This window comes from Telluria sp. ZT3P39, assembly GCF_059685935.1.
This window is the reverse complement of the sequence record NZ_JCASIH010000004.1, coordinates 59,399-71,515: the sequence shown is the minus strand read 5'-3', so window position 1 is coordinate 71,515 and position 12,117 is coordinate 59,399. Positions and strand designations below refer to the sequence as shown.

Here is a 12,117-nt window from a genome sequence, read left to right as displayed (position 1 = left end):
ATTTTTTAATCTGCTTGTCCGGCCGTCGATGCGGCGGCAAGCCTGCGTTCTTGTTCCAGCAAGGCCTCGATTTCGGCGTCGGACAGCTCGTCGATGCCGGCGCTGAGCAGGTCGATGTCGTGCGTCTCGAAGCGTTCCAGCACGGCGTTCATGACCGTTTCCGCGAGGGCTGCCAACACCGGTTGCTGGAACACCTTGAGCAGCGGCAGTTCGATCTCGAAGGCCTGGCGCAGGCGCGTGACCAGCTGGGTCGCCAGCAACGAATGCCCGCCCAGTTCGAAGAAGTGGTCGTTGCGTCCGACCCGCTCGAGCCGCAGCAGGTCTTGCCAGATGGCGGCGATCGCCGTTTCGACTTCGCCCTGCGGCGCCTCGAACGGACGCTGCGACAGCGCCAGCAGGTCCGGCGCCGGCAGCGCCTTGCGGTCGACCTTGCCGTTCGGGGTGAGCGGGAAGGCTTCCAGCACCACGAAGGCGCTCGGCAGCATGTAGTCGGCCAGGTGCACCGCCAGTTCGGCGCGCAGCGCGGCCGCGTCGCCCGGTGCGCCGGTGACATAGGCCACCAGGCGCTTGTCGCCGGCTTCGTCTTCGCGCGCCAGCACCAGCGCTTCGTTCACGCCGGCGCACTGCAGCAGGCGCGCCTCGATCTCGCCCAGCTCGATGCGGAAACCGCGGATCTTGACCTGGTAGTCGAGACGGCCGTGGAATTCGATCACGCCGTCGGCGCGGTAGCGCCCCAGGTCGCCGGTGCGGTAGAAGCGCTGGCCCGGCTCGAACGGATGGGGGACGAAGGCCGCTTCGGTCTGGGCCGGGTTGTTCAGGTAGCCGCGGCCCACGCCGATGCCGGCCACACAGATCTCGCCGATCGTCCCGGTCGGCACCGGCTGCAGTGCGCGGTCCAGGATATAGATGCGGTTGTTCGGCGTCGGGCGGCCGATCGGGGTCACGCTGTCTTCATGCGGCGCGGCCTCGATGGCATGCCAGGTGACGTCGTCCGAGCACTCGGCCGGGCCATACACGTTCATCAGGGCGATGGCCGGGAAGCGTGCGAACCAGTCGCGGCACAGGCGGGTGGTGAGGGCCTCGCCGGTCGGGATCAGGTAGCGCAGGCCGTCCAGGGTCACGCTGGCGTCACAGCCGTCGAGCAGGCTGCGCATCATGCTCGGCACCGTCTGCAGCAGGGTGATGCCGTGGCGGTTGACGGCGGCCGGCAGGGCCAGCGGGTCGAAGGCGATGTCGTCAGGCAGGATCACGGTGCGTCCGCCCACCAGCAGCGCCGACAGGAATTGCCAGACGCAGATGTCGAAGGCCGGCGACGCGGTCTGGGCCAGGCGGTCGCGCGCATGGATGCCCATGGTCGAGAGCTTGCCGAACATGTGGTTGAGCATGCCGCGCTGCTCGACCATGGCGCCTTTCGGCTTGCCGGTCGAACCCGAGGTGAAGATCACATAGGCCAGGTCGTCCGGGGTGCCGCGCACGCCCAGGCGCGGGGCCGGGCCGGCGCCTTCATGGTGCCGTTCGGCGACCACGACCCGGGCCGCCGGCGCCAGCGCGCGCGTCTGCTCGAGGCAGGCTTCCGACACCAGCATCAGCGGCGAGGCGCTCAGTTCGACGATCTCGCGCAGGCGCTGCGGTGGGTGCTTGATGTCCAGCGGCAGGAAGGCCGCGCCGGCCTTGAACACGGCCAGCATCATCTCCAGCATGACGATGTTGCGCTCGCAAACCAGCGTGACCAGCACCTCGGGGCCGGCGCCGGCATCGACCAGGGCCTGGGCCAGGCGGCTGGCGCGCACGTCGAGTTCGCGGTAGCTCAGTTGTTCGTCGAGATGGCTGACGGCGACTGCGTCCGGGTCGAGCGCGACTCTGGCTTCGAACAGGCCGGCGAAGCTGTGCTCGAGCGGATAGCTTTCTTCGCTGCGGTTCCAGGTGTGCAACTGCAGTTCGCGCTCGGCCTCGCCCAGCAGCGGCAAGGCGTCGATGCGGCAATCATCGCCGGCCGCCATTCCCGCCAGCAGGGTTTGGTAATAGCCGACCAGGCGCTCGGCGGTGGCGGCGTCGAACAGCGCGGTGGCGTAGAGCAGGTTGCCGCGCAAGCCGTCTTCGCCTTCGGACATCGACAGATACAGGTCGCAGTAGGCGGCGCTGCTGGACTGGGCGATCGAACTGGCCTGCAGGCCGTGCATCGGCAGCGCGTCGCGCGGCGGCGTGTTGTTAAACGCCAGCATGGTCTGGAACAGCGGATTGTGGCTGAGGCTGCGCACCGGATTGACCGCTTCGAGCACCTGCTCGAAGGGCACGTCCTGGTTCGCATAGGCCCCGAGCGTGGTGTCGCGCACCGCTTCGAGCAGGTCGGCCACGCGCATCTCCGGCGCCATGCTCACGCGCAGCGCCAGGGTATTGACGAAATAGCCGATCAGCTGCTCGACCTCGTGTCGCTGGCGGCCGGCAACCGGGGTGCCGATCACGACATCAGGCTGTCCACCGATGCGCGACAACAGCAATCCCCAGCCGGCCAGCAGCACCATGAAGGGCGTCGATCCGTGCTTGCGCGCCAGTTGCGCGAGCGCGCGGCTGGTACCCGCGTCGAGTGCGAAGTCGATGCCGGCGCCGGCATAATCCTGGGTCGGCGGGCGTGGACGGTCCAGCGGCATGGCCAGCAGGGCCGGGGCGCCCGCCAGGTTCTGCTGCCAGTAGTCGAGCTGGGCGCGCAGCAGGGCGCCGGTCAGCCAGCCGCGCTGCCAGGCCGCATAGTCGGCATACTGGAGCGGCAGCGGCGCCAGCGGATCGGCCTGGCCCTGGCTCAGCGCGCTGTAGAGCGCGGACACTTCGCGCACCAGCACGCCGGTCGACCAGCCGTCGGAAATGATGTGGTGCTGGTTGATCAGCAGGACGTGTTCCTGCGCGCCTGTGCGCAGCAGACAGCCGCGGATCAGCGGACCCTGCGCCAGGTCGAAGGGCTGGGCGAGGAATTGCGCGGCCACGCGTTCCAGCGCTTCCGGCGCGCTGCCGATATCCTGCTCGTCCAGCAGCAGGCCGCAGTCGGCCGGCGCGATCCGCTGCACCGGTTCGCCACCTTGCATCGGGAAGCTGGTGCGCAGGATCTCGTGGCGCGCCACGATGCGGTCGAGCGTGGCGCGCAGGGCGGCGCGATCGAGCTCGCCCTCCAGGCGCAGCGCGCTCGGCATGCGGTAGGCGGCGCCGGCGGCGCTGTCGAGCTGCTCGAGGAACCACAGGCGTTGCTGGGTCCAGGACAGCGGCAGGGGGGCGCTGCGGTCGGCCAGCGGAATCGCTTCGAGCGTGGCCACGTCGGCCTGCGCCAGCTGGGCCGCGAAGCGGGCCAGCTCCGGATGGGCGAACACGGTACGCAGCGGCACTTCCAGGCCGAGCTGCTGGCGCAGACGCGAAGTGAGCTGCACCGCCAGCAGCGAATGGCCGCCGAGGTCGAAGAAGTGGTCGTGGCGGCCGGCGCGCTCGACGCGCAGCAGGTCTTCCCAGATCGCGGCGATTGCGGTTTCCAGCTCGCCTTGCGGGGCCGCGTAGGGCCGGGTGGCCAGCGCCAGCGCCCCCGGCGCCGGCAGCGCCTTGCGATCGAGCTTGCCGTTGGGCGTGAGCGGCAGCGCATCGAGCGCCACGAAAGCGGCGGGCAGCATGTACTCGGCCAGGCGATCGGCCAGCATTGCGCGCAATTCGCCGGCGCTCGGTGCGGCGCCGGTCACATAGGCCACCAGGCGCTGGTTGCCCTCGTGCTCGTGCGCGATCACGACCGCGTCGCGCACCCCGTCGCACTGCTGCAGGGCGGCTTCGATCTCGCCCAGTTCGATGCGGAAGCCCCGGATCTTGACCTGGAAGTCGTTGCGGCCCAGGTAGTCGATGCTGCCGTCGGGCAGCCAGCGTCCCAGGTCGCCGGTCTTGTACAGGCGCCCGGCGCCGAAGGGATTGGCGACGAAACGCTCTGCGGTGAGTTCCGGACGGTCCAGGTAGCCGCGCGCCACGCCGGCGCCGCCGATGTGGAGTTCACCGCTCACGCCCAGCGGCACCGGCGCCATGTGGGCGTCGAGCAGGTAGACCTGGGCGTTCGCCAGCGGACGGCCGATATGCGGACGGCCCGCGCCGGCCTCGATGCGGCCGATGGTGGCGTCGACCGTGCATTCGGTCGGGCCGTACATGTTGAAGAAGGCGATATGGCCGGCCGCGCGCAGGCGGTCCCACATCTGCTGGCCGATCGGCTCGCCGCCGAGCAGCACGCTGCGCGGATGGTAGCGCGGGTTGTCCAGCAGGCCGGCGCGCACCAGCACGTCCAGTTGCGAAGGCGTGCTGTCGAAGGCGTCGATGCGATGGCGCTCGAGGAAGGCCAGCATCTGCCCGCCGTCGGCGCGGATCGCTTGCGGGACCAGGTGCAACGCATGGCCCGACAGCAGCTGGAGCCAGCCTTTCCACGACATGTCGAAGGCGAAGGAGGCGTTCAGCGCGATGCGCGAGTGTTCGGCCAGGCCGGCATGGGTGCTCTCCCGCATCGCATGCCAGAAGTTGACGGCGGAGCGGTGCTCGACCATTACGCCCTTGGCGGCGCCGGTCGAACCGGAGGTGTAGATGACATAGGCCAGCGCGCCGGCGTCCAGGCCCGCTACCTCCGGATCGCCTGCGTCCGCGCCGTCTTCGGCGCCGGGCAGGGTGTCCAGTGCCAGCATCGGCACGGCTAGAGGCGCCAATTCCGGCGCCAGTGCCGACTGGGTCAGCACCATGACGGCGCGGCTGTCGGCCAGCATGTAGGCCAGGCGTTCCTGCGGCAGCGCCGGCTCCATCGGCACATAGGCGCCGCCGGCTTTCAGGATGCCGAGCCAGCCGATCGCCATTTCCAGGCTGCGTTCGACGCACAGCGCCACCCGCTGGCCCGGCTGCAGGCCGAGCGCCAGCAGATGGTGGGCCAGGACGTTGGCGCGGCGGTTCAGCTGCGCGTAGCTCAGCTGCGCTTCCTCGACGACCAGCGCGACGGCATCCGGACAGGCGGCTGAGCGCTCTTCGAACACATGGTGGACCAGGGCCGGGGCCCCGAAGTCGCGCGCCGTGGCGTTGAAGCCGGCAGTGAGCCGGGCATGCTGCTGCTGCGTCAGCAGCGGCAGGCGTCCGACCGTTTGCGTGTCGTCGGCCACCATGGCGCGCAGGAGGGCCTCAAAGTGGCCGAGCAGGCGCGCCATCGTCGCCTGCTCGAACAGGGCGCTGGCATAGGTCAGCTGGCCGGCGATGATTTCTCCCGCCTCGCCCAGCGACAGCGAGGTGTCGAAGTGGGTGCTGGCGATGTCCTGGGCGATGCCGGACAGGCGCAGGCCGGGCAGGTTCAAGGCTTCTCCGGCAGGGGTGTTATTCAGCGACAACATGGTCTGGAACAAGGGGCTGTGCGCCAGGCTGCGTTGCGGGCTGAGTGTCTCGACCACCTGCTCGAACGGGATGTCCTGGTGGGCATAGGCGTCCAGGGTGTCCTGGCGCACCTGCGCCAGCACCTCGGCCACGCTCTGTTCGCCGATGGTGGACACGCGCAGCGCCAGCGTATTGACGAAGAAGCCGATCAGGCTCTCGACCTCGCCGCGCTGGCGGTTGGCCACCGGGGTGCCGACCACGACCTCATCCTGCCCGCTCATGCGGCTCATCAGGATGCCCCAGCCGGCGAGCAGGGTCATGAACAAGGTCGCGCCATGGCGCTGGCCGAGCTGCTTGAGGCCGGCCGACAGGTCGGCGTCCAGGGTGAAGGCGAGGCTCGCGCCGACGTGGCTTTGCACCGCCGGGCGCGGATGATCGAGCGGCAGCGCCAGCAGTTCCGGCGCGCTGGCGAGGCGCCGCTTCCAGTAGCCGGCCTGCCGCTCCAGGTTCTCGCCCTGCAGCCAGGCGCGCTGCCAGGCGGCGTAGTCGGCATACTGGATTGCCAGGGGCGCCAGCGGGTTCGGGCGGCCTTCGCTGAAGGCGGTGTACAGGGCGCCCACTTCGCGCACCAGAACGCCGATCGACCAGCCGTCGGAAACGATGTGGTGCTGGTTCACCAGCAGCACGTGCTCTTCGTGCCCGAGCTGCAGCAGCAGGCCACGGATCAGCGGGCCCCGCTCCAGGTCGAGCGGTGCGCCGAAGAAGCTGTCCATCGCCGCGTCGAGCGTTTGCGGGTTGCCTGACAGGTCGCGCAGCGCGAGCGCAAAGCCGCTTTCTGGCGGCGCGATGCGCAGCGCCGCGGTCTCGCCTTCCATCACGAAGGTGGTGCGCAGGTTCTCGTGGCGCGCCACGATGGCATCGAGGGTGGCTTGCAGGAGCGCCGGATCGAGGGCGCCGTCCAGGCGCAGTGCGATCGGGATGGTGTATGCCTGGCTGGCCGCGGCGTCGAGCTGCGACAGGAACCACAGGCGTTGCTGGGCCAGGGACAGCGGCAGGGCGCTCGCGCGGTCCGCCGGAACGATTATATCGAGGGCGCCCTGGTCGGCTTCGCCGACCCTGGCGGAAAACGCGCCCAGGGTCGGGTGTGCAAACAGGGTGCGCAGCGGCACCTCGAAGCCCAGCGCCTCGCGGATGCGCGACATCAACTGCACCGCCAGCAGCGAGTGGCCGCCCAGTTCGAAGAAATGGTCGTCCAGGCCGACTCGCGGCACCTGGAGCAGGTTTTGCCACAGTTCGGCGAGGGTCTTCTCGAGCGCCGATTGCGGGGCCAGGTAGGCACGGGCGGCGAGCGCCGACGCGCCGGGCTTGGGCAACGCCTTGCGGTCTACCTTGCCGTTGGCGGTGAGCGGCAGGCGCTCCAGCGCCACGAAGGCCGACGGCAGCATGTATTCGGGCAGGTGGCGCGCCAGTGCCTGGCGCAGTTCTGCGGCGCCCGCCGGCTCGCCGGTCAGGTAGGCGACCAGGCGCGCGGCGCCGTCGCCCTCGTCCAGGGCCAGCACGAAGGCTTCGTCGACGCCGTCGCACTGGACCAGGCGCGCCTCGATCTCGCCCGGCTCGATCCGCAAACCCCGCAGCTTGACCTGGAAATCGTTACGGCCCAGGAAGACGATGTTGCCGTCCGCCGTCCAGCGGCCCAGGTCGCCCGTCTTGTACAGGGAGCCGGCGCCGAACGGATTGGCGATGAAACGTTCGTCGGTGAGTTCCGGACGCTTCAGGTAGCCGCGGGCCACGCCGGCCCCGGCGATATGGATCTCGCCGGGAACGCCGGCCGGCACCGGGCGCAGGCGGCTGTCCAGGATATACACCTGGGTATTGGCGATCGGGCGCCCGATCGGTACGTTCGACAGCAACTGCGTGCCGCAGCGGTGGACGGTGGCGCAGACGGTGGTTTCGGTCGGACCGTAGGCGTTGTACACCCGGACGCGGGCGGCCCAGCGTGCGGCCAAGGCAGGAGGGCAGGCGTCGCCGGCCATGATCAGGCAGGTCGCCGGATCGAGGTCGTGGTCGTCGCCGAAGGCGGCCACCACCGCCGACGGCAGGGTGACGTGGGTGATGCCGTGGGCGCGCAGCGTTGCGGCCAGCGGGGCGCCGGCTTCGCGCGCCTCGCTCGAGGCCAGCACCAGGCGCGCGCCGCTGCACAAGGCCATGACGATTTCCCAGATGCTGGCATCGAATGCAGGCGAAGCGAATTGCAGCACGCGGCTGGCCGCGCCGGTGCCGAATTCCGCGATCTGCCAGGCCGCCAGGTTGCACAGGCCGCCGTGGGCGAGCATGACGCCCTTCGGCTTGCCGGTGGAGCCGGAGGTGTAGATCAGGTAGGCGAGGTCGTCGCCGCCGAGGTTTAGCACGGCCGGATTGGTGTCCGGGCGCAGGCCGATGGCGCGCTCGGTGTCGAGCGCCACCACGCGCATCAGGCTCAGCGCCGGCAGGATGTCGAGCAGCGCGTCTTCGGTCAGCAGCACCATCGCACCGCTGTCGGCCAGGGTCCAGGACAGGCGCGCCTCCGGATGGGCGTGGTCGAGCGGGACATAGCAGGCGCCGGCCTTGAGCACGCCGAGCAGGGCAAAGATCAGGTTGAAGTTGCGCTCCATGCAGACGGCGACGCGGTCGCCCGGCTTGACGCCGAGCGCGAGCAGGTGGTGGGCCACCTGGTTGGCGCGGCGCTCCAGCTCTGCATAGGTCAGCTGTTGCTCGCCCAGCTCCAGGGCCACGGCCTGGCCCTGGGCCGCGGCGACGGCTTCGAACAGCGCATGCGCGAGCTGCGGACCGGCGCAGGGACGCGGTGCGGCATTGAAGGCCAGCAGCTGCAGGCGTTCTTCCTGGCCCAGCAGCTCGAGCGCGTGCACCGGCTGGCTGTCGTCGGCGGCCATCGCGGCCAGCAGGCGCAGGTAGCAGTTGCCCCAGCGGGCGACGGTCACGGCATCGAACAGCGCGCTGGCGTAGATCAGCGCGGCGCGGATTTCCGTGCCCGCGTCGACCAGCGAAATACTCAGGTCGGCCGGGGTGGTGCGCACCTGGGCGGCGGTCTCGCCCACCTCGAGCGCGCCGAGGTCGAAGCCGGTCGCGGTCGGGGTCTCGTTCATCGACAGCATCGACTGGAACACGGCGTTGTGGCTCATGCTGCGCGGTGGGTTGAGCGCCTCGACCACCTGGTCGAAGGGCAGTTCCTGGCAGGCGTAGGCGTCCAGCGCGACCGCGCGGACCCGGTCGAGCAGCGCGCCGACGCTGGCTTCTTCGTCCACCACCACGTGGAAACACAGGGTATTGACGAAGAAGCCGATCAGCGCTTCGGTCTCGGGGCGTTCGCGGTTCGCCACGCCCGAGCCGATCACGACGCTCGACTGGCCCGACAGGCGCGAGAGCATGACCGCCCAGCCGGCCAGCAGGCCCATGAACAGCGTGCAGCCGTGGCGGCGGCACAGGCGGCGCAGGTTCGCGGTCAGCTCGGGCGGCAGGGTGAGCTCGAGCGTGCCCGCGCTGAAGTCCTGCATGGGCGGGCGCGGGTGATCAAGCGGCAGTTCCAGCAGCGCCGGCGCGCCGGCCAGCTGGCCGGTCCAGTAGTCGAGCTGCTTGCGCATGCCGGCCTCACCGAGGCGCTCGCGCTGCCAGGCGGCGTAGTCGGCATACTGCAATGCCAGCGGCGGCAGCGGGTCGGGCAGGCCCTGGCTGAACGCACCGTACAGGGTATTGACCTCGCGGACCATCAGCCCGATCGACCAGCCGTCGGAAATGATGTGGTGCTGCGTGATCAGGAGCACGTGGCGCTCGGCGCCCAGGCGCAGCAGGCGGCCCCTGACCAGCGGTCCCTGCGCCAGGTCGAACAGGGTATCGGCCTCGCGCTGGCGCAGGGCGTCGAGCTGGGTTTGCTGGGCGGCGGCGTCCAGGTGGGACAGGTCGTGTTCGAGCAGCAGGAAGCCGCTGTCGGATGGATCGATCAGCTGCACCGGCGCGCCGTCCACGGCGGCAAAGCGGGTGCGCAGGCTTTCGTGGCGCGCGACGATCTGGTCGAGCGTGCGGCGCAGGCTGGCCGCATCCAGCGGTCCGCTGAGCGGCAGCACGGCCGGAAGGTTGAACATGACGCCGGCGGCGTGGTCGAGCTGGTCGGTGAACCACAGGCGTTGCTGGGCCCAGGAGGCCGGCAGCGGCGCGTCGCGCGGCGCCAGGGGAATGGCGGCGGCGCAGGCCGCGCCGGCGCCGTCCAGGGCGGCGGCGAAGTCGGCCAGCACCGGGCGCGCCAGCAGGTCGCGCAGCTGCACCTCGACGCCGAGCGCCAGGCGCAGGCGCGACATGAGCTGCACCGCGAGCAGCGAGTGTCCGCCCAGCTCGAAGAAGTCGTCGTGGCGGCCGACCCGGTCGAGCTGCAGGAGTTCTTGCCAGAGCTCGGCGACGACAGTCTCGTTGCGGCCTTGCGGCGCGGCGTAAGGACGCGCCGCAAGCGCCTCCAGGTCCGGCAGGGGCAGGGCCTTGCGGTCGAGTTTTCCGCTCGCGTTCAGCGGCATGCGCTCGAGGGTAACGAAGGCGGCCGGCACCATGTAGGCCGGCAGCTGGGCGCCCAGGGCTTCGCGCAGCGCGCTCGCCGGCGCCGGATTGCCGGTCAGGTAGGCCACCAGGCGCTTGCTGCCGCCGGCGTCGTCCAGCGCCACCACCCGCGCTTCGTTTACGCCCGCGCACTGCGCCAGACGCAGCTCGATTTCGCCCAGCTCGATGCGGAAGCCCCGGATCTTGACCTGGAAGTCGTTGCGGCCGACGTAGTCGAGCATGCCGTCGGGCAGGCGGCGTACCAGGTCGCCGCTGCGGTACAGGCGTCCGTAGCGGGTCTGCACGAAACGCTCGGCGCTGAGTTCAGGACGGTTCAGGTAGCCGCGCGCCAGGCCGGCGCCGCCCAGATACAGTTCGCCGACGACGCCTTGCGGGACCAGGCGGTCGTGCTGGTCGAGCACGAACACGCGCACACCCCCCAGGGCGGCGCCGATCGGCACGCCGGCGGCCGTTTCCATGTAGGCGGGAGTCACCGCGAACGACGTGCTGACGACCGTGTTCTCGGTCGGGCCGTAGGCATTCACCAGGCGTGCCGGCATGCCGCGCTCGGTGACGCTGCGCACCGCGTCCGGGGCCGCCGCTTCGCCGCCGAACACCAGGGTGTCGAGCGTGGCCAGGCATTCGGGCGCCTCGTGGGCGACGCGGTTGAACAGCGAGGTGGTCAGCAGCATCACCTTGACCCGGTCGGCGCGCAGCTGGCGCGCCAGCTGTTGCGGCGCCAGCAGGCATTCCTGGTCGATGTGCACCAGCGAGCCGCCGTTGAGCAGGGCGCCCCAGATTTCGAAGGTTGCGGCGTCGAACGACGGGCTCGATACCTGGGCCACGACGCTGTTCGCGTCGAAGGAAACATAGGCGCCCTCGGTCGCCAGGTGCACGACATTGCGATGCTCGATCATGACGCCTTTCGGCTGTCCCGTCGACCCGGAGGTGTAGATGATGTTGGCCAGGTGGCCAGGGCTCAGGTCCGTACGGTCCGGGTTGGTGTCGGGCCCGTGCTGCTCGGCGACCGCATCGATGTCGATGAGCAGGATGTTGTCGGGCAGCGCTGCGCCGGCTTGCGCCTGGGTCAGCACGGCCAGCGGCCGGCTGTCCTCGAGCATGTAGGCGATGCGCTCGGCCGGCAGGGACGCGTCGATCGGCAGATAGGCGGCGCCCGCCTTCAGGCAGGCCAGCATGGCGACCACCAGGGCGGCGCCACGTTCGGTGCAGATGGCGACCGGGGTGTCCGGCACGACGCCGGCCGCGATCAAGTGGTGTGCCAGGCGGTTGGCGCGCCGGTTCAGGGTGGCGTAGTCGAGGATCGTGTCGCCATGCTTGAACGCGGGCGCCTCTGGACGCCGGGCCGCATGGGCCTCGAACAGGGCGTGCACCAGCTCCTGCCGCGCGCAGGGCGCTTCGTCGACTGCCGGAGCGAGCTCGATGGCCTCAAGGGCAGGCAGGATGTCGAGCGCCAGTACCTGGCGCTCGGGCGCGCCGTCGAGGGCCGTGGTCAGCGCATCGATGGCGGCGAGAAAATAGCCCGCCATGCGCTCGGGCGCGATGCCGACCGTATGCAGGTTCAGCGCGAACCCCTGTCCCAGGTCGTCGATCGAGGCGCTGATCGGATAGGTGCTGCGTTCTTCGCCTGCCAGCGCGCGCATGCCGTGCAGCGCGACGCCGCCGGCGGCCGGGTCTTCGCCGTGGCGGTAGTTGAGCAGGGAACCGAACAGCGGCAGGCCGGGCGCCAGCGCGCTGCATTGCTGGGCAAGCGCCAGCGAAGCCTGTTCGTGCACCAGCAGGCCGGCCAGCTTGCCGGCGACGCCGGCGACGAGTTGCGGCGCGGTTGCGCCGCGCAGGTCGATCCGGATCGGCAGGGTATTGATGAACATGCCCACCACCTGGCCGATGCCGTCGTCGCCGCCCATGCGGCCCGACAGCACGGTGCCGAACACCACGTCGTCGCTGCCGGTGGTCAAGGAGACGACCTGTGCCCAGGCCGCATGGAACAGCACGGCGGGAACCACGCCGTGCTCGCGCGCGGTGTCGCGTACCCGCGCGGCCAGGACCGGCTCAAGCGGGACGCGCGCGTGCAGCACGGTGGCGTCGCTGGCGGCGACATCGAGCAGCTCGAACGGCGCGGAAGGCTCGGTCACGTCGCCGAGTTCGGCCTCGAAATAGGCCCGGTGT

General features: G+C 70.3%; 1 protein-coding gene (running past one end of the window). It reads right to left on the bottom strand.

From position 1 onward, the window contains the following. Positions 1 to 5 precede the first annotated feature (5 nt). A protein-coding gene (locus AC56LR_RS06090; protein ID WP_497128593.1) for a non-ribosomal peptide synthase/polyketide synthase crosses the window boundary here: on the bottom strand, positions 6 to 12,117 show its 3' portion. It continues 7,037 nt past the right edge of the window; only the last 12,112 of its 19,149 coding nucleotides appear in the window; the start codon falls outside the window, past its right edge — the gene reads right to left on this strand; the stop codon is at positions 6 to 8.